At 55.4% G+C, this 20,009-nt stretch carries 16 protein-coding genes; 3 read left to right on the top strand and 13 right to left on the bottom strand.

Going from position 1 to position 20,009, the window contains the following annotated elements:
* Positions 1-260: 260 nt before the first annotated feature.
* From ACMGG1_RS19025 to ACMGG1_RS19035, 3 genes are all read right to left on the bottom strand, one after another.
* Entirely contained in the window at positions 261-2,039 is a 1,779-nt protein-coding gene (locus tag ACMGG1_RS19025; RefSeq protein ID WP_020825503.1) for a SmdB family multidrug efflux ABC transporter permease/ATP-binding protein, read from the bottom strand.
* A complete protein-coding gene (locus ACMGG1_RS19030) occupies positions 2,032-3,807 on the bottom strand; it encodes a SmdA family multidrug ABC transporter permease/ATP-binding protein (RefSeq protein ID WP_198639704.1) in 1,776 nt (591 codons plus the stop codon). The genes ACMGG1_RS19025 and ACMGG1_RS19030 overlap by 8 nt, the downstream gene beginning before the upstream one ends.
* Positions 3,808-3,904: 97 nt before the next feature.
* On the bottom strand, positions 3,905-4,366 hold the full coding sequence (locus ACMGG1_RS19035) for an Lrp/AsnC family transcriptional regulator (RefSeq protein ID WP_044548705.1): 462 nt from the start codon (positions 4,364-4,366) through the stop codon (positions 3,905-3,907).
* 122 nt (positions 4,367-4,488) lie between these two features.
* Between ACMGG1_RS19035 and ACMGG1_RS19040 the strand changes: the two genes are divergently transcribed.
* The gene (locus tag ACMGG1_RS19040) at positions 4,489-5,529 is read left to right on the top strand and encodes a PLP-dependent cysteine synthase family protein (protein WP_020825500.1); all 1,041 of its coding nucleotides are present in this window, start codon (positions 4,489-4,491) and stop codon (positions 5,527-5,529) included.
* Between the two features lie 61 nt (positions 5,530-5,590).
* Here the strand turns inward: ACMGG1_RS19040 and cof are convergent, their stop codons facing one another.
* Positions 5,591-6,415, bottom strand: a complete 825-nt coding sequence (gene cof / locus ACMGG1_RS19045; RefSeq protein ID WP_128864424.1) for an HMP-PP phosphatase — start codon at positions 6,413-6,415, stop codon at positions 5,591-5,593.
* A 103-nt stretch (positions 6,416-6,518) separates the two neighbouring features.
* Here cof and ACMGG1_RS19050 point away from each other — a divergent pair, with 103 nt between their 5' ends.
* Both ACMGG1_RS19050 and queC read left to right on the top strand, forming a co-directional pair.
* Positions 6,519-8,267, top strand: a complete 1,749-nt coding sequence (locus ACMGG1_RS19050) for an SgrR family transcriptional regulator (RefSeq protein ID WP_041415228.1) — start codon at positions 6,519-6,521, stop codon at positions 8,265-8,267.
* A 97-nt stretch (positions 8,268-8,364) separates the two neighbouring features.
* Positions 8,365-9,063: a 7-cyano-7-deazaguanine synthase QueC gene (queC, locus tag ACMGG1_RS19055; RefSeq protein ID WP_122077502.1), complete on the top strand. Its 699-nt coding sequence runs from the start codon at positions 8,365-8,367 to the stop codon at positions 9,061-9,063.
* 35 nt (positions 9,064-9,098) lie between these two features.
* Here the strand turns inward: queC and ACMGG1_RS19060 are convergent, their stop codons facing one another.
* The 9 genes from ACMGG1_RS19060 to bolA form a co-directional block, all read right to left on the bottom strand.
* On the bottom strand, positions 9,099-9,512 hold the full coding sequence (locus ACMGG1_RS19060) for an acyl-CoA thioesterase (protein WP_020825496.1): 414 nt from the start codon (positions 9,510-9,512) through the stop codon (positions 9,099-9,101).
* 155 nt (positions 9,513-9,667) lie between these two features.
* Entirely contained in the window at positions 9,668-10,057 is a 390-nt protein-coding gene (locus ACMGG1_RS19065; protein ID WP_128864422.1) for a ComEA family DNA-binding protein, read from the bottom strand.
* A 139-nt stretch (positions 10,058-10,196) separates the two neighbouring features.
* On the bottom strand, positions 10,197-12,080 hold the full coding sequence (gene ppiD, locus ACMGG1_RS19070; protein WP_046374348.1) for a peptidylprolyl isomerase: 1,884 nt from the start codon (positions 12,078-12,080) through the stop codon (positions 10,197-10,199).
* A 182-nt stretch (positions 12,081-12,262) separates the two neighbouring features.
* A complete protein-coding gene (gene hupB, locus ACMGG1_RS19075) occupies positions 12,263-12,535 on the bottom strand; it encodes a nucleoid-associated protein HU-beta (RefSeq protein WP_006319790.1) in 273 nt (90 codons plus the stop codon).
* Between the two features lie 216 nt (positions 12,536-12,751).
* Positions 12,752-15,106 carry an endopeptidase La gene (gene lon, locus ACMGG1_RS19080; protein WP_020825493.1) on the bottom strand — a complete coding sequence of 785 codons (2,355 nt, stop codon included), beginning with the start codon at positions 15,104-15,106 and terminating at the stop codon, positions 12,752-12,754.
* A gap of 194 nt (positions 15,107-15,300) precedes the next feature.
* Positions 15,301-16,572: an ATP-dependent protease ATP-binding subunit ClpX gene (gene clpX, locus ACMGG1_RS19085; RefSeq protein ID WP_020825492.1), complete on the bottom strand. Its 1,272-nt coding sequence runs from the start codon at positions 16,570-16,572 to the stop codon at positions 15,301-15,303.
* Between the two features lie 163 nt (positions 16,573-16,735).
* Positions 16,736-17,359, bottom strand: coding sequence for an ATP-dependent Clp endopeptidase proteolytic subunit ClpP (gene clpP, locus ACMGG1_RS19090; protein ID WP_020825491.1), 624 nt, complete (start codon positions 17,357-17,359; stop codon positions 16,736-16,738).
* Positions 17,360-17,920: 561 nt separating this feature from the next.
* Positions 17,921-19,225 (bottom strand): trigger factor, encoded by a 1,305-nt coding sequence (gene tig, locus ACMGG1_RS19095; protein WP_020825490.1) that lies wholly within the window; start codon positions 19,223-19,225, stop codon positions 17,921-17,923.
* Positions 19,226-19,591: 366 nt separating this feature from the next.
* Positions 19,592-19,906, bottom strand: coding sequence for a transcriptional regulator BolA (gene bolA / locus ACMGG1_RS19100; RefSeq protein ID WP_004940361.1), 315 nt, complete (start codon positions 19,904-19,906; stop codon positions 19,592-19,594).
* Between the last annotated feature and the right edge of the window lie 103 nt (positions 19,907-20,009).

Here is a 20,009-nt window from a genome sequence, read left to right on the forward strand (position 1 = left end):
CCCCGGTACGAGACTTATAAAGCAAAGGCTATGCCACAAATGGTTTTGTACGCGGATTCAGCAAATTAACCGGCAGGATGGGGATCTGGCATGCGACGAGCGGCTAATAGCGCGCGACCAACTGATGGGCTGATTAAATATTGCGCACTAATTTGGTGCGTAGCGCGTCGAAAAAGTGCAGTGAGAGGGATTTTAAACGGACTTGTGCCTGTTTGTGGTGCGTGGCGCCAAAAGAAAGGGGCCGTTAAACGGCCCCCAGCTCATGCGGGTTGTGTTTCTTCGCGATTGGCAGCGGCCAATTCTTCACCCACCAGTTGCAGCTGGTACATCTGGTAGTAACGCCCCTGCTGAGCCAACAGTTGCTGATGATTGCCTTGCTCGACCGCCTGACCCCGGTGCAGAACCAGAATGGAATCAGCATCGACAATGGTCGACAATCGGTGAGCGATCACCACCAGCGTGGTATGTTCACGAATCAAACGCAGTGCACGCTGAATCGCTTGCTCAGTGCCTGAATCGATGTTGGCGGTCGCTTCGTCGAGGATCAGGATCTGCGGCGCCTGCACCAACACCCTGGCCATCGCCAATAGCTGTTTCTGGCCCACCGACAGGTTGTTACCCTGCTCGCCCAGCCGGGTGTGAATCCCCTGTGGGAAGCTGCGTACCAGCTCAGCCAATTGCACCGTTTCCAGCGCCTGCCACACTATCTCTTCACTGATGTTACGGCCCAGCGTAACGTTGGCCAGCACCGATTCGGCGATCACCACCGGATCCTGCTGCACCATTGCCACCCCCTGCCGCAACGTACGGTGCGACAGGCTGGCCAGCGGACGACCATCGAGACGGACTTCGCCCTGATTGACCGGGTAATACCCCATCAGCAGGTTGGCCAGCGTGCTCTTGCCGCTGCCGGTATGCCCCACCAACGCCACAAAGCCCCGCGACGGCACCGACAGCGAAATATGCTGCAGCACCTTTTTGTCATCCCGGTAGGCAAAGCTCAGGTCTTCAATATCAATGCGGCCACTCTCGAGCGGGCGATCGTCCGTCCCATAGCTCTGTTGACGGCGATCCATCAGTTCGAAAATACGCTCGCCGGCCACCACCGCCTGCTGCAGAATCGACTGCTGCGACGTCAGCTCAATCAACGGCTCATTCAGACGCCCGAGGTAGTTGATAAAGGCATAGAGCACGCCCACGCCAATGCTTCCCTCACCGCTGAAACCAAACAACATCAGCAGGCCACACAGCACCAGCGCCGAAAACAGGCTGAGCAGCGGACGCAACAGGAAACCATCCAGCCGCAGAGTCTGCATACGCGCGGTGTAGTGCGAACGGCTGGCGGCGCTCATGCGTTCACCAAAGCGGATCTGCTGGCGGAACTGCTGGATCACGCCCATGCCGTTGATCACTTCGTTAAAGCCGTCGTTGATGTCTGCCAGATAGCTGCGCACCCGGCGCACAATCGGGATGCTGTAGTATTGGTAAATGCCCATCACCACAAACACCGCCGGGAAGATGCAGATCGCCACCAGCGCCATACGCCAGTCCAGGCTGAACATCGCCACCAGCATGGCGCCAATCAGCGCAGCGCTTTTCAATACGGTGGACACTACCATGACGTACAGATCTTTAATCACCTCGGTGTCATTGGTCACTCGCGAGATCAACTGCCCCACCGGCTGCGTATCAAAAGCGCTGAGCGGCTGACGCAACGCGGCGTCCATCACGTCGGTACGCAGGCGTTGAACCACCCCGACCGCGGCCTGGTTGAACAACAACGCTTGAAAATAGTGCAGCGCCGCCGCCAACAGCTCCAGCAGAATATAGGCCGCCGCCAGCCCGCAGACGATCATCAGCGGCAACTGGCCCTTAGCCACATAGTTATCGATAAAATAACTGATCAGGATCGGCCCGGCGACTTCCGCTGCCGCCGCAACCCACAACATCAACACCGCCAGCCCCAGAGGTTTGCGGTATGGCGATCCATAAGCCAGCAACCGTTTCAGCGTCGGCCACAGCTTTTGCATCTTATTCATTGGCCAGTATCTCCTCGCCGCTTTCCGGTGCCTCATCCAGCGCCGCTTCCAGTTGCTGATAGCGGTACATATCGCGGTACCAGCCCGGTTGGGCCGCCAGGGACGCATGTTCGCCACGCTGAGCCACGCCGCCGTGTTGTATCACCAGAATTTCGCTGGCTTCGGTCAGTGCCGAAAGCCGGTGTGCGCTGATAATCACCGTCCGGTTTTGTCCCCAACTGCGCAAATTGTGCAGGATTTGGTGTTCGGTTCGACCATCTACCGCCGACAACGCATCGTCGAGGATCAAGATTTCTGCATCCAGCAACAATGCACGGGCAATAGAAATACGCTGTTTCTGGCCGCCGGACAGCATCACGCCACGCTCGCCCACTTCAGTTTCATAGCCTTGCGGCAGGCGCATAATGTCTTCATGCACGCTGGCCAACTGGGCCGCACGCTCAATCTGTTCCTGCGTCGCGCCCGGATTCCCCAGCGCAATATTGTTGGCCACGCTGTCCGAGAACAAGAATGGCGTCTGACTCACCACAGACAATCGCGAACGCCAGTCGTCGAGCTTCACCTGGGTCAGCGGCAATCCCTGATAGCTAATCTGACCATCATCCACATCAAACTGGCGCTGGATCAACGACAGTAACGTTGACTTACCGGCACCGGTCGGGCCACACAGGCCAAGCATCTGACCCGGCTCCAGCTTCAACGTGACATCGTGCAACGCCGGGTGCTGGTTGCCAGGATAGTGGAAGGATCGGATATCGACGTCCAGGCTGCCACGCTCCGCCGGCAATGGATACTCACCGTCGGTCACTGCCGGCGCTTCCTCCAGCAGGCTGCGAATGCGACCGTATGCCGCACTGCCGCGTTCAACAATGTTGAACATCCAGGCCAGCGCCAGCATCGGCCAAATCATCAGGCCGAGGTACATCACGAAGCTGGTCAGTTGCCCAAGCGTCAGAGAGCCATTGACCACCATCCAACTGCCACCGCCGATAGCCAACAGATTGGCGGTACCGATAGCGATGTAAATCGTCGGGTCAAAACGCGCATCTACCCGCGCTACGTGCATATTTTTGGCGCCGGTTTGGGCGGCCACTTCGGCAAATTGATTGGATTGGTGATCCTCCAGACCAAACGCCTTGATCATGCGGATGCTGGTCATGCTTTCCTGCGCCTGATCGTTCAGGCTGGAGAACGCCGCCTGCGCCGATTTAAAGCGCTGATGCAACTGATCGCCGTAATACTTGATAACGATCGCCATGATGGGCATAGGGATCAACGAAAGCAGGGTCAACTGCCAGCTAATTTGGGTGCTCATCACCACCAGCACCGCCAAGCCCATTACCAGCGAATCGACCAGCGTCAACACCCCTTCACCGGCAGCGAAAACGACCCGATCGACATCATTGGTGGCGCGTGCCATCAGATCGCCGGTACGGTGGCGCAGATAGAAAGCCGGGTTCTGGCGGCTAAGCTGGCGATAGAAATTTTCACGCAGTTCGACGGCAAGCTGATAAGACGCGCCAAACAGCAACACTCGCCATACGTAGCGCAGCAGGTAGACCACCACGGCGGTGCCGAGCATCAGCCCCAGCCATGCCATCAGCACGCCGCTGGACATCTGTTTTTCGGTAATACCGTCGACAATGATCCCCACCAGCTTGGGTGGCAACAGCTGCAGAATGGCAATGATGATCAACAGCACCACTGCCCCCAGGTAGCGGCGCCACTCGCGGCGGAAGTACCAGCCGATTTGGGTAAATAGTCTCACGCAGTTTTATTCCAGGATGTAGATGTAATAGTTTTTTCTCTCGATCTGCCTCAGCAGAGTAGGATACCACCGTTACTTTGCCAATTTGGTGAACTTTTCACTCAGGAACCGGCAGGGCGGTGGTGTATTTGATTTTTTCCATCGCGAAGCTGGAAGTGACGTCGATCAGCCCAGGTACCCCGTTCACCAGACGCTTGTAAAAGCTGTCGTAGCTCTTCATATCAGCTACTTCCACCTGCATCAGGTAATCGTACTCCCCCGCCATGCGGTAAAATGCCAGCACCTCCGGCATCTGCTGGGTCAGTTGCACGAACGTCTGATACCACTCGCTGCTGTGCTGCTGGGTTTTGATCAGCACAAATGCCGTCAGGCCCAACCCGAGTTTTTCATTATCCAGCAGCGCGACCCGCCCACGGATATAGCCTTCCTCTTCCAGCCGTTTCAGCCTTTTCCAGCAAGGCGTCGACGTCAGATTGACCGCATCGGCCAGCGCCTGCAGCGGCTGGGTGCAGTCCTGTTGCAGCATGCACAGTAACTTACGGTCTGTTTTATCTAACATATCGTCAACCAGGAGAAAAATTTTCTCTCATTAAGCGATTAAACAGGAAAAATGGCAATCCTTTTTTCCCGGCGGCAGGCTATATTATGCAGCAAATAAGCCCCCTATTCTGAGGCCAGACGATGACAAACTCTTGGGTAAAATATGCTATCGGTGAAATAGAAGCGGATTTCCAACGCTCCGCCGACACGCACCTGATCCGCCTGAACCTGCCCGAATTTCCCGGTATCTGCCTGTACCTGAAAGATGAAAGCACTCACCCGACCGGCAGCCTGAAGCATCGGCTGGCGCGCTCGCTGTTCCTGTACGGCCTGTGCAACGGCTGGATCACCGAAAACACCACGATTATAGAAGCCTCTTCAGGCAGCACCGCCGTGTCCGAAGCTTACTTCGCCCGGCTGATTGGCCTGCCGTTTATTGCCGTGATGCCTTCCTGCACGGCACGCCGCAAGGTTGAGCAAATTGCGTTTTACGGCGGCCGCTGCCATTTCGTCGATCACGCGGCACAGATTTACGCGGTCTCCGAGCAGTTGGCGCAAGAACTGAACGGCCACTATATGGATCAGTTCACCTACGCCGAACGCGCCACCGACTGGCGTGGCAATAACAACATCGCCGACAGCATCTTCCGCCAGATGGCGCGTGAACCCTTCCCTGTCCCTAAACATATCGTGATGAGCGCGGGCACCGGCGGTACATCTGCAACGCTGGGACGCTATATTCGCTATCAGGGGCACGACACCCGCTTGACGGTCGTCGATCCGGAAAACTCGGTATTCTATGATTGTTTCCACCAGCGCGATCGCACCCTGATCGGCAGCTGTGGCAGCAGGATCGAAGGTATTGGCCGCCCGCGCGCCGAACCCTCGTTTATCCCGTCGGTGGTCGACAGCATGCTGCGCGTTCCGGACGCGGCCAGCGTTGCTACCATTCATTGGCTGGAAACGGTACTGGGCCGTAAAGTGGGCGCCTCCACCGGCACTAATGTGTGGGGCGCGCTGCAATTGGCGAAACAGATGCGGGAAAATGGCGAACAGGGTTCTATCGTCACCCTGCTATGCGACAGCGGTGAGCGCTATCTGGATACCTACTACAACCCTGAATGGGTGAGAAACAATATCGGCGATCTAACCCCGTATCTGGCGCAACTGGCAGACTTGTAATCGCCCCAGGCAGGCGAAAAAAAGCCGGGTAAGTTATACCCGGCCGGCTGCCAATAAAGCCTCATAATTCGGGGGAATAGGTGAGGTAAGGTGAACGCAGCCAATGTTGCAAATAGTGAGCCACCGCCTGCTGTTCGCAATGGCCGATAACCTGTAGTTGTGGCAGTGAAGACTTCAGCTGCGGCAGGGCATTGCCCATCACCACGCCGTGCCCTACCGTCGCCAGCATTTCCCTGTCGTTCATGGCATCGCCAAACGCCATGCAGTCCGCCATCTTCAGCCCCAGATGGCGGCTCAACGTATCCAGCGCGGTGCCTTTGTTACACCCCAACGGCAAGACCTCCAGGCACTCATAGGCAGAGAAACAGAGATCAACGCGTGCTCCAAACTGTTCTCGTAGCTGAATCTGTAGCTTAAGCAGTTCCACATGTGGTCCAACGAAGCACACCTTGCTGTTGCCGAAGGCCGGTAAACGACGCACTTCGGTAAGCTGATAACGGAAGCCGCTCAGATGATGAGCCCGCAACATTTCTTCCGGTACCGCAAACTCGGTCATCCAGCCTTCGTCACGGAAGACGTGCATGCTGGCAACCGTATGCCAATGGGTGTGCAGCACCTCTTCGGCTATGTCAGCAGGCAAATCGGTGGCGTGAAGTTGTTGCCCCTGATGATCGTAAACCCGCGTACCGTTGCCGGTAATCAGATAGCCTTGCAGACCCAGTTGCGCCATGATCGGCTGCGCGTCCAGGTAGTGACGCCCGGTAGCGAAGGTGACAACCATCTCCCGTTCAACCAGTTGCTTTAGCACCGCCAGAGTTTCCGGCCCGACCCGGTGATCCGGTGTCAACAATGTGCCATCCATATCAAAAGCCGCCAGGCGATACATAAAGACCTCATGAGTGTGAACGCGATTACAGTCCCTGCAGTATGAGATGGTATTTGCGGAAGTAATAGTGAACAATTCTGGAAAACTGTTCCGGATTTCGATCATGCGCCTGACCCATCGTCTCAGCCAGTATCAACGCCTGTATCAACAGCTCGGCGCTGCGCCGGTGGCCATCACCATCGGCGAACTCGCAGCCCTGTTCTATTGCAGCGAACGCCATGCTCGCACGCTGGTACAACAGTTGCAGGATCAGGGCTGGCTAAGCTGGCAGTCACAGCCCGGTCGCGGCAAGCGGGCTCGCCTGCAGTGTTTGAAAACCCCGGACGAGCTGCGCGCCGCCCACTTGCAGCGCTTGCTGCATGACGGCGACCACCAGGGCGCGTTGGAAATGGCGCAGTTGGCTCCGCAGCATTTGCAGGAGTTGCTCAGCCCGCATCTCGGCGGCCAGTGGCAAGCAGGCAGCCCAACGCTGCGTATCCCCTATTACCGCACGCTGGAATCTCTGGATCCACTGACCCTGACCGGCCGCGCCGAACAACATTTGGTTGCCACCCTGCATGCCGGCCTGACGCGATTCATTACCGGCAATCCTGAACCGCAATCCGATCTGGCCCATCACTGGCAAATCAGCCATGACGGCCTGCGCTGGCAGTTCTTCCTGCGCAGTCAATTGCGCTGGCACAACGGTGAAATGCTGACCGGCCAGCAGTTGTTGCAAACGCTGGAAAAGCTGCAACGACACCCTCGCAGTCGCCCCAGCCTGGCCAACGTTAAGGCCATCAGCCTGCCGCATGCGCTGTGTCTGCAGTTTGATTTACAGCATCCCGACTACTGGTTGGCGCATCGTCTGGCGGAATTGCCTTGCCTGCTAACCCACCCGGAGGCCGCAGGCATTGGCGCTGGCCCTTTCAAACTCACGCTAAACGAGGCGCATTTGGTACGGCTGGAACAGCATCCGTTTTACCATTTGCAGCATCCTTATCTTGAGAGCATCGAGTATTGGATCACCCCGGAGCTACAGGTCGACGCGGCTTACACCAGTTGCCAGCACCCGGTGCGCATAACCATCGGCCAGCAGGAAGAGATGGCGCTGGCACGGCCGGTGCAACGCAGCATGAGCCTGGGCTGGTGCTATCTGGCGGTCAATTTGAAACACGGCGTGCTCAACGAAGCCCAGGGCCAAAAACTGCTGATGTTGATCCAGCAATCTGGCCTGTTGGCCAATCTGCCGGTACCAAACAGCGTCATCACCCCCAGCCACGAAATGCTGCCAGGCTGGGCCATCCCTCGGCATCAGGTTGATGATGAGATAGCCCTCCCCGCCAAATTGACGCTGCTGTATCGGCCACCGGTAGAACTGGAAACGGTAACTGTGGCTCTGCAGCAGCTTTTGGCACGCCACGGCTGCGAGCTGGAACTGCGTTATTACGCGGGTAAACGCTGGCAAAGCGCCGAACAAATCGAACAGGCCGACCTGCTGCTGGCCGATAACCTGATCGGTGAGTCACCGGAAGCGACGCTGGAAAGCTGGCTGCGGCAAGATACGCTGTGGCGCGGCATTCTGCCCGACGATCGCTGGCGACATCAGCAGCAGACGCTGCAGCAGATCCAACAGTTACCTGCACAGCAACCGCGTTATGAGCAGTTGAAAGAGTATTATCAGCAGCTGATGAGGGCGGCGATCATCACGCCCTTGTTTCACTATCAGTATCAAATTAGCGCACCGCCGCGCATTCATGGGGTTACTCTGACCGCCCATGGCTGGTTCGATTTCTGCCAGGCCTGGCTGCCGCCGCCGCTGGACTCGACAGAGCCGCTTTCCCCAGACTTAATGGGCCCGGCCCAGCGGTAACCCGCTATTTCTGCTACCATTGCTGCCGCAACGCATTTTTATCCTACCGCCCGAGTGTTCATCGGGTAGGGTCTCAGCACTAAATTGAGGTAATTTTATGAAACGCGCGGTTGTCGTTTTCAGCGGTGGACAAGATTCCACGACCTGCTTGATTCAGGCATTGCAACAGTACGACGAAGTTCACTGCGTCACCTTCGATTACGGTCAGCGCCATCGCGCCGAGATTGAGGTGGCTCAAGCGCTGTCGGTGGCCCTTGGGGCCAAGGCGCATAAACTGCTGGACGTTGGCCTGCTCAATGAACTGGCGATCAGCAGCCTGACCCGAGACAATATCCCGGTTCCGGCTTACGGCAGCACCGAGGCCAACGGGTTGCCGAGCACTTTCGTGCCGGGCCGTAATATTCTGTTCCTGACGCTGGCGGCGATTTATGCCTACCAGGTCGAAGCCGAGGCGGTGATCACCGGCGTTTGCGAAACCGATTTTTCCGGTTATCCCGACTGCCGCGACGAATTTGTCAAAGCGCTGAACCAGGCAATAGTGCTGGGCATCGCACGCGATATCCGTTTTGAAACGCCACTGATGTGGCTGAACAAGGCTGAGACCTGGGCACTGGCAGATTACTACCATCAGTTGGATCTGGTTCGGCAGGAAACCCTGACCTGCTACAGCGGCATTAAAGGCGACGGCTGCGGTGAATGTGCCGCCTGTCACCTGCGCGCCAACGGCCTGAAGCAATACCAAATCAACAAGGCGGAAGTGATGGCGAGCCTGAAACAGAAGACCGGCCTGGTCTGAGTGAATAACGGCGGCAAACATTGCCGCTCGTTGCTTTAGCCTTCTTCCGACAGCGTGAGCACCTGAAGGTGTTCGCGCAGTTGCCCTTCAATCGGCAACGCCCGCTGAGTTTTCAAATCGACGCAGACAAAGGTCAGCATCGCATCCGCGACCGGCGCGCCCGTGGCATCCTGCGTCACCTTTTGGCTCAGCACGCCGCTTTTACCGTTAAGCTGCACCATCTGACTGTCGATACGCAACTTGTCCCCCAGCACCGCCGGCGTGCGGTAATTGATATTGATATTAACCACGATAAAGGCGATGTTGTTTTCCGTCATCCAACGGAAGCCCTCCTGGTTCTCCAGCCAATCCCAGCGCGCCTCCTCGAGAAATTCGAGATAGCGTGCATTGTTAACATGTTGGTAAACATCGAGATGATAACCACGGACTTTGATAAAGGTCTGATGCATAGGGAACGGCCACTCCTGCCTGGTGATTACAGAAAGAAGGAGCCACTGATGGCTCCTTCACCCGTTTGGTCAAGTCGCCAAACTGGTAAGACCTGTAAAATGTAGCAGAGGAAAAAGGGCTGCATCGGTACTTTGCCATGCAGCCGTGATAGATATCACATTTTGAGCCGCGCACGGTTCCGTTCAAACAGGGCGGGCCCAATACCCGGCACTTCCTGAAGCTGCTCAATCTGCGTAAAAGGACCATTCTGCTCACGGTAGCGCACGATGCTTTCCGCTTTCTTCAAACCCACCCCCTTCAGTACGCTGGCCAACTGCTCGGCATCGGCCTGATTGATACTGACCGATGCCTCATCGTCGATGCCGACTGCGGCTTCAGTGCCTTGCCCTGCTTTCACCGCCGGTGCTGATAACACCGGCTGACCGGTCGCGCTCTTTTCCTCAGCGGCCATCGATGGCCCGGCCAAGCCTATCAGGGCCGCGGCCAGCAAAACTTTGAGGCTGAAACCATATCCATTAACCGCTTTCATTTCTGCAAGTTGCATGCTGTATCCTCCTTGTGTTTAACAGCAAGCTCACCTTGCCGCAGCGGATGAACTTCAGCAATTGGCGGATAACAGATATGGAAAAGGCCGCGAAAGCGGCCTTTTGGAATTGCATTGCGTTGCAGAAAACTGCGGCGCGTTACTGAGGCTGTTGCTGCTCAGCGGCACCCATGGTGATTTTGGCTTCTTTACGCAAGCTGGCCAGCAGCGAGTCAAAGGAGACGCCGGTAGCGCCTTCTTCCATTTTGCTGACGAAGGTTTTCATTTCTTCCGCCGACAGGCTGCCTGGCGTCACGGCATCAAGTGCAATCAGCACTACGTTGTCCTGACGGTCTTGCGACATGCCGTATACCGGTTTGCCTTCCTGCGGGTGCGGCAGCGCGAACACGCTCTGCACCAGTTGGCTGTCTTCCGGCGCGCGTGCCATCTTCTGCACGCTGCCAAAGCTCAGGCCGGCCGCTTTCATCGCTTCGTCGCCCTTGCCCTGTTTCAGCTCAACCAACAGCTTTTCGCCCTGCAGTTTCGCTTCCTGTTCGGCTTTGTTGCGCTTGACCAATTCCGCCACGCGATCTTTTACCTGATCGAACGGCTCAATGCCTTCTGGCTTGTGGCCTGAAACGCGGATCACGAAGGCACGGTCGCCATCAACGGTGATTACATCGGAGTTGCTGCCCGGAGAGCCGCCTTCGCCAATCAGTGAACCGTCGAAAATCGACTGGACGACAGGTTTGAAGTTCAGCGCAGCCGGAATGTTGTCGCGGGTGAACCAATCGGTCTGAGTCGCTTTCACACCGGCGGCTTCTTCGGCTGAGGCCAGAGATTCGTTATCGCTGGTCGCCGCTTCACTCACCTTTTGCTGCAGCGCGTAATAGGCGTCTACCGCCTTCTCCTGCTTAACCTGCTTGGCGATGGCATCACGCACTTCGCTAAGCGGCTTCACTTTTTCCGGCTCGATGTCGTTCAGACGTACGACCAGATAGCCCACAGAGGACTTCACTGCACCGGAAAGCTGGCCTTTTTCGGTCAGGTTTGCCTGTTTCAGCTCGTCTGCCGTGGTGTCCGGCTCCAGCCAGCCCAGCTCGCCACCGGTACGGCGTGAGATGATGTCGGTGGATTTTTCTTTCGCCAGGGTGGCGAAATCGCCGCCTTTTTTCAGCTCGTCCAGCACCGCATTGGCTTCCGCCTCGGTTTTAAGCTGGATCACGCTGTAGTTTTTACGCTCAGGCTGGCCATAGCTGCTTTTGTGCTGGTCGTAATAGGCGCTGATATCCGCATCTGCTACCGTCACCTTGTCCTGCATAGAGGCGGCGTCCATCGGGATGTAGCTTACTTTGACCTGCTCCGGCGCAATGAAGCTGTTCTTGTTCTGGCTGTAGTAGTCTTTCAGCTCGTCGTCGGTCACGGTCTGCTTGGCCTGCAACGCTTTCAGATCCAGCGTAGCCAGGCGCACATCGCGCTGCTGCAGCACCAGTGACGTCATCCCTTGCGCTTCGGTTGGCAGGATGAAACCTGACTCGCCGAAGGCCTGGATCACCTGCTGATTAACCAACTGCTGACGCATTGACTGCGCAAAGTTATCGGCGGTGTAACCCATGCGGCTAATCAGATCGAGATATTTAGCGTTATCGAACTGGCCGTTTGTCTGGAAGTAAGGCGCTTTACGGATGGCTTCTTTCACCTGATCGTCACTGACGCTCAGGCCTAATTTCTTGGCATATTGGTCCAGCAGCATGTTGTCGATCAGCTGTGACAGTGCCTGATGGCGCATCTGCTGCATATAGCCTTCGTTGCCCGCCAGTACGGAGAACTGGTCACCCAACTGTTGCTGCATGCGGCTGCGTTCGCTTTGGAAAGCCTGTTCCAGCTGAGCACGCTCGATCACCTGGCCATTGACCTTCGCTGCATAATCACCGGCACTCCCCTGATAGCTGACCACCCCTGTCAAAAGAAATGACAAAATGATCAAGCCCAGGATGATTTTGAGCACGACGTGATTAGCTGCCGCGCGTAAATTGTCCATCATAGTGTGACAACACTCCGCTGTGATGTGGATTAAAAACACCCTTGTGCAGGCGCGTTCCCTGCGACAAAAATAAAAAAAGCGCATCAATCTGATGCGCCTTATATCTTACCTTACCAGCACCGTTGCGTCAGGTGATTGTTTATTGCTAAACCCTGCAACGCTAAACGGTTAGACGCAAACAATCAGTTTACTGCGTCTTTCAGCGCTTTCCCTGCACGGAAGGCCGGAACTTTGGCTGCCGCGATTTTGATCTCTTTACCGGTCTGTGGGTTACGGCCAGTACGGGCAGAACGCTCACGCACGGTGAAAGAACCGAAACCAACCAGCGCCACGTCATCCCCTTCCTTCAAGGATTCGGTAACAGATGCAATCACTGCATCTAAAGCACGCCCAGCTGCCGCTTTGGAAATATCAGCACCTGCGGCAATTTTGTCGATCAGTTGTGACTTATTCACTCTATCATCCCCTCTAGAATTCAATCGTCGCACCGGAAAATCCCTACGGTTGCGACAGCGCAGCTGTTATATCAATCCCATCGAACCTTGGCAAGCCACCGAAAGCGTGACAAAACGCGGGCCGACAGCTTTCTAACTTAGCGGTACAAAAAAAGACTGGCAAGTCCGAAATGACTTGCCAGCATAAGTTTTATCAATGGTTTTTGCGATTCGTCACTATTTTGCCGCTACCGGCAGTGCGCCGAAGGCCGGATTCTGCAACGCAAGGTTCAAAACCTCATCGATTCGCTGCACCGGATGAATCTCCAGATCGGCGATAACATTGTCCGGAATTTCTTCCAAATCGCGCTTGTTCTCATACGGGATCAGCACGGTTTTGATGCCGCCGCGATGCGCAGCCAACAGTTTCTCTTTCAAGCCACCAATCGGCAGTACCTGACCACGCAAGGTGATCTCACCGGTCATTGCCACATCGGCACGAACCGGGTTGCCGGTCAGGCAAGACACCAGCGCGGTACACATGGCGATACCGGCACTCGGGCCGTCTTTCGGCGTCGCGCCTTCCGGCACGTGCACGTGAATATCGCGCTTCTCGTAGAAATCGGCGTTGATACCCAGTTTGTCTGCACGCGCACGGACCACGGTCAGCGCAGCCTGAATCGATTCCTGCATCACTTCACCGAGAGAACCGGTGTAGGTCAGCTTGCCTTTGCCCGGCACGCACGCGGTTTCGATGGTCAGCAGATCGCCGCCCACTTCCGTCCACGCCAGGCCGGTGACCTGGCCCACACGGTTTTCGGTATCGGCACGGCCGTAGTCAACACGCTGGACACCCAGATAATCTTTCAGGTTGTCGCCGTTGATCTCGATATGCTTGATCTTCTTGTCCATCAGCAGCGTTTTCACCGCTTTACGGCACAGCTTGGAGATTTCACGCTCCAGGCTACGCACCCCGGCTTCGCGGGTGTAATAGCGGATAATGCCAATGATGGCGCTGTCGTCGACCGTCAGCTCACCTTTTTTCAGGGCGTTACGCTCAAGCTGCTTAGGCAGCAGGTGCTGCTTGGCGATATTGAGCTTCTCGTCCTCGGTGTAGCCGGACAGGCGAATCACTTCCATACGATCCAGCAACGGCGCAGGAATGTTCATCGAGTTCGAGGTAGCAACGAACATCACGTCGGACAGATCGTAATCCACTTCCAGGTAGTGATCGTTAAACGCCACGTTCTGTTCCGGATCCAGCACTTCAAGCAATGCAGAAGCCGGATCGCCACGCATGTCGGAAGACATCTTGTCGATTTCGTCCAGCAGGAACAGCGGGTTTTTCACCCCGACCTTGGCCATTTTCTGGATCAGTTTACCCGGCATCGAGCCGATGTAGGTACGACGGTGACCGCGAATTTCCGCTTCGTCACGCACGCCGCCCAGCGCCATACGCACGTACTGGCGACCGGTCGCTTTGGCGATCGACTGTCCCAACGAGGTTTTACCTACGCCAGGAGGCCCCACCAGACACAGGATAGGCCCTTTGATTTTGCTTACGCGGCTCTGTACTGCGAGATACTCAAGAATACGGTCCTTGACTCGCTCCAGGCCATAGTGATCGATATCGAGCACTTCTTGCGCTTTAACCAGGTCTTTTTTAACCTTGCTGCGCGCATTCCACGGCACCTGCAGCATCCAGTCGATGTAACCACGAACCACGGTCGCTTCCGCAGACATGGGTGACATCATTTTCAGCTTTTGCAGTTCCGCTTCGGTTTTTTCACGCGCGTCTTTCGGCATTTTCGCCGCTTCAATCTTGCGCTTCAGCGCTTCATGCTCGTCCGGCGCGTCGTCCATCTCGCCCAGTTCTTTCTGAATCGCCTTCATCTGCTCATTCAGATAGTACTCGCGCTGACTTTTTTCCATCTGCTTTTTGACGCGGTTACGGATACGTTTTTCAACCTGAAGCAGGTCAATTTCCGATTCCATCATCGCCATCAGGTATTCCAGACGTTCGGTGATATCGAACATCTCCAGTACCGACTGCTTGTCGCTGAGTTTCAGCGGCATGTGCGCGGCGATGGTATCCGCCAGGCGTGCAGCATCGTCGATGCTGTTCAATGACGTCAGCACCTCCGGTGGAATTTTTTTGTTCAGTTTGATGTAGCCTTCAAACTGATTGATTGCGGTGCGCACCAGGACTTCTTGTTCACGTTCGTCAATCGCCGGTGACTCAAGATATTCTGCCTGGGCGGCAAAGTGCTCGCCGCTGTCGGAAAGCGTAGTAATACGTGCCCGCTGCAGGCCTTCTACCAGCACTTTTACCGTGCCGTCTGGCAGTTTTAGCATCTGTAAAATCGACGCTACGGTGCCGACAGAGAACAAGTCATTAATGCCAGGTTCATCCGTTGAGGCCTCTTTCTGTGCCACCAGCATGATCTTTTTATCATGATCCATTGCTGCTTCGAGGCACCGAATCGATTTTTCCCGGCCAACAAATAACGGGATCACCATGTGCGGATAAACCACCACGTCGCGCAACGGCAAGACGGGGATTTCAATGCGTTCGGAACGCTCAGGGTTCATAGAGCTCTCTCTTAAGTTTAACTTCCGCCAGGTTGAGGGGAATCTCATGAGACGCAAGCATCAAACGTTTCATAAAATCTGGTTAATGAGTATATGGGGATGAATCTCTTACATTCAACGGCAAGAATGCAGGAAAAAGAAATGGGGGATAAAATCCCCCATTTTGACATTAACTTTCTGGTTTGACTGGCGAATTATTCGCCTGAAGCCTGTGCTTCCGGTTTGCCGTAAATCAGCAAAGGCTTGGACTGGCCGGCGATAACTGATTCATCGATCACCACTTTATCGACGCTGTCCATGGATGGCAGGTCATACATGGTGTCCAGCAACGCGCCTTCTACAATGGAGCGCAGACCACGTGCACCGGTTTTACGCGTCATGGCCTTCTTGGCGATGGCGTTCAGCGCTTCTTCACGGAATTCCAGTTCCACGCCTTCCAGATTGAACAATGCCTGATACTGTTTGGTTAAGGCATTTTTCGGCTCTTTCAGGATCTGGATCAGCGCTTCTTCGCTCAGTTCGCTCAGGGTTGCCACGACCGGCAGACGACCGATGAACTCAGGGATCAGGCCAAACTTGATCAGATCTTCCGGCTCAGCCTGCAGCAGCAGTTCGCCTTCGGTCGCTTTCTCAGCTTCACCCTTCACGGTCGCGCCGAAGCCGATACCGGAACCGGTATTGACGCGCTGACCGATCACTTTATCCAGGCCGGCAAATGCGCCGCCGCAGATAAACAGGATTTTCGAGGTATCAACCTGCAGGAATTCCTGCTGAGGATGCTTACGGCCACCCTGCGGCGGAACCGCGGCAATGGTGCCTTCGATCAGCTTCAACAGGGCCTGCTGCACGCCTTCACCCGACACGTCACGGGTGATGGACGGATTGTCTGACTTACGGGAAATCTTGTCGATTTCATCGATGTAGACGATGCCGCGTTGTGCTTTCTGCACGTCGTAGTCGCACTTCTGCAGCAGCTTCTGGATGATGTTCTCCACGTCCTCACCCACATAACCGGCTTCGGTCAGCGTGGTGGCGTCGGCCATGGTGAAAGGCACGTCCAGGAAGCGCGCCAGCGTTTCTGCCAGCAGAGTTTTGCCGCTACCGGTCGGGCCAATCAGCAGAATGTTGCTTTTGCCCAACTCGATACCGTTGCTGGTATCGCCGTTACGCAGGCGTTTGTAGTGGTTATACACCGCTACCGCCAGCACTTTTTTCGCCTGCTCCTGGCCAATGACATAGTCATCCAGGTGGTGGCGAATTTCGTGCGGCGTCGGCAGCGCACTGCGCTCACGATGCGGGGCAACTTCTTTAATCTCTTCGCGAATAATGTCGTTACACAGGTCAACACATTCATCGCAGATATACACTGACGGACCGGCAATCAGCTTACGCACTTCATGCTGGCTTTTGCCGCAGAAAGAGCAGTACAGCAGCTTTCCTGAACCGTCTTTGCGCTTATCTGTCATCAGTAAACCTCTTCTTTAGTCTTTGTCCCGCAGGAATATCACGGCGGCAGTGCGCCCAAAACGCATACCGGGAACGCCGATTATGCTCACCAGAGCGAGCTGCGCCCGCTCTGATTACTATAGCCTATCGGCTCGCACATATACCTCGCCAGCCGCGTGGTACTTACTTGCGGTGCGTCAGAATGCCGTCAACCAGACCGTATTCTACCGCTTCTTCCGCGGTCATAAAGCGATCGCGCTCGGTATCGCGTTCGATCTGCTCCAGTGACTGGCCGGTATGCTCTGCCATCAGCTCGTTCATGCGTGCCTTCACCTTCAGGATTTCACGCGCATGGATTTCGATATCCGTCGCCTGGCCCTGATAACCGCCCAGCGGCTGGTGTATCATCACGCGTGAGTTCGGCAAGCAGAAGCGTTTGCCCTTGGCACCTGCGGTCAGCAGGAAAGAGCCCATCGAGCACGCCTGGCCCATACAAATGGTGCTGACGTCCGGCTTGATGAACTTCATGGTGTCATAGATTGACATGCCGGCGGTGATCACGCCACCCGGGGAGTTAATGTACAGGTAAATGTCTTTTTCCGGGCTTTCCGCTTCGAGGAACAGCATCTGCGCCACAATCAGGTTGGCCATGTGATCTTCGACCTGGCCGGTCAGGAAAATAATGCGCTCTTTCAGCAGGCGGGAATAGATGTCGTAAGAACGCTCCCCGCGTGAAGTCTGCTCTACCACCATCGGCACCAGGGCCATGTTAGGTGCAAATTGATCTCGTTCGCCACTGTATGACATTACCGTCTCCTAATAGAAATTGCCTTGGCGGCCAGGGTTACACCCTATTACACCGATTCTACTTGAGAACGGTCATGATGACTATGCTCAAGCATTCGACCCGCGCCACACGTACCCGACGGTTTTTCTCATACCGCGCACTCTGGCAAACAGCCCATACCCATCATCTTTCAAGTCGCAGCGTTCAAATCTGTTCCCGACAGATTTGTCGCTCACCCCAGTGACTTACTCGAGTAAGCGCCTGAGGATGAGCGAGCTGGGCGCCTGACTGCGACTTGAAAGCTACAGGGTATATATACATTTTACAGATTGGGGCCGCTGACAGAATTTCAAGCCCAACTGCGTATTTTAACGCGGCCAGCATTGTCGACGATGACCATCATGCCAGACTGTCCCAAGAGCAACAGGGTAAATATAGTGCATATTGTCACGCTTAACCTGAGATTAATCAGCTACGTGGCAAAAAGAAAAGCCCGCAACCGAAGGTTACGGGCTTTTTTTACGCCGGGGCCGGCAAGCCAGCCCCGAAGGCGCGTTAGATTGCGCCCTGGCGTACAGACATTACGCCTGTTGAGTCTGGTTCATCAGCTCGCTGAAGGTAGTGGCTTTTTCAGTCACTTTCGCTTTTGCCAGCAGGGCTTCAACCGCTTGTTCTTCCAGAGCAACGTTGCGCATGTTGTTCATCAGCTCTTTATTTTTGCTGTAGAACTCAACAACTTCACTTGGATCTTCGTAAGCGGAAGCCATTTCTTCGATCAGCGTCTTAACGCGATCTTCGTCAGCTTTCAGATCGTTGGTGCTGATAACTTCGCCCAGCAGCAGGCCAACAACTACGCGACGCTTAGCCTGCTCTTCGAACAGTTCGCGTGGCAGTTCCAGCGCTTGCTTCTCGTTGCCGCCGAAACGCTGTGCAGCCTGACGACGCAGAACGTCAACTTCGCCGTCGATCAGCGCAGCAGGAACGTCGATTTCGTTAGCGCTGACCAGGCCGTCGATTGCCTGAGTCTTGATGCGGTTACGCACTGCGCCTTTCAGCTCGCGCTCCATGTTTTTACGCACTTCAGCACGCAGGCCTTCGATAGAACCATCAGCCACGCCGAAACGTTTGATGAATTCTTCAGTCAGCTCTGGCAGCTCACGCTCTTCCACTTTCTTCAGAACGATAGCGAATTTAGCCGCTTTGCCCTTCAGGTTTTCAGCGTGGTAATCTTCCGGGAAGTTAACGTCGATAGTGAATTCTTCACCGGCTTTATGACCGACCAGACCTTCTTCGAAGCCTGGGATCATGCGGCCCTGGCCCATAGCCAGTACGAAGTCAGAGGCTTTGCCGCCTTCAAACTCTTCGCCATCGATAGAACCGGAGAAATCTACGGTTACGCGGTCTTCAGCTTGCGCTGCGCGATCGCTGTCTTTCCAGGTCGCCTGCTGCTTGCGCAGGGTGTCCAGCATGGTGTCAACGTCGGCGTCGTTAACTTCAACAACCGGCTTCTCAACTTCGATGCTGTCCAGGCCTTTCAGCTCAACTTCCGGATACACTTCGAATTCAACCGCGAAAGTGAAATCTTCACCTTCTTTGTACTCGCCCGGCACGTAGTTTGGTGCGCCGGCCGGATTGATCTTTTCTTTGATGATCGCATCAACAAAGCTGCGTTGCATCGCTTCGCCCAGCACGTCTTGACGAACGGAAGCGCCATAACGCTGCTCAACGATGTTCATCGGTACATGGCCTTTACGGAAGCCATCGATACGAACGCTTTTTGCCGCGTTGATCAGCTCTTTTTTAATAGCCTGCTTGATAGTATCAGCGGGTACAGTAATAGAGAGACGGCGCCCAAGGCCTTGAGTGGTTTCTACTGAAACTTGCATCTTGTTACCTCAAAAAAATCACAGTGCTCGGTCAACTCCGTTCCAAGAACCAGGACGGCTACATTACAGAACCGAGTTTCCTGATGACAGAAGCGTCCCGAAACCATTCCGGAAAAATAAGACGCGACATTATAGCGGCGCAAGCGGAGCGAGTCGAGGAAAGCAAGGCGGCGGCGGCGCGCTAAAACTCACACTTTTACCGATTTGATCGCCAAAAGGCCGCCGAAGCCGACCCGGCCTTCGCTGCATTACGCATCGGCTATGTCGTCGTCAAAAACAGAAACGGCCCGCAGGCCGTTCCAAAATTCGTCTGTAGTAATACCCCAAATCGTGGTCAAAGTTCCACTGATACCGCAAATTTAGCCGTCAGGCCAAGGTTCCGGCCCCACGACAAGGCGGAGACGCCGGCACGGTATCCTGCAACCCTTCCCACTCTTTCAGGGTGTAGGTGTGCAACGCCAGCGCATGTACGCCATCCGCCAACTCCTCTGACAGCACGCCGTAAATCGAACGATGCCGCGTCAGGAAGCGTTCGCCAACGAAGCGATCGCTAACCAATACCACCTTGAAATGGCTTTCTGAACCCGCCGGAACGTTATGACGATAACTTTCATCAACGACTTCCAGATACGCGGGCTCAAACGCCGCCCTTAACTTTGCTTCTATTTGCTCGCGAATCATAGGATCTCCTTACTACACCGGCAGAGGACCGCCCCCATCTATTTCAATCTTAGCCGCTTTCGTCCCTTTTAGACCATTCCTCAGGTAAATTTCTCTTTTTTGC

Source organism: Serratia sp. BNK-12 (genome assembly GCF_047456085.1).
GTDB lineage: Bacteria > Pseudomonadota > Gammaproteobacteria > Enterobacterales > Enterobacteriaceae > Serratia > Serratia liquefaciens.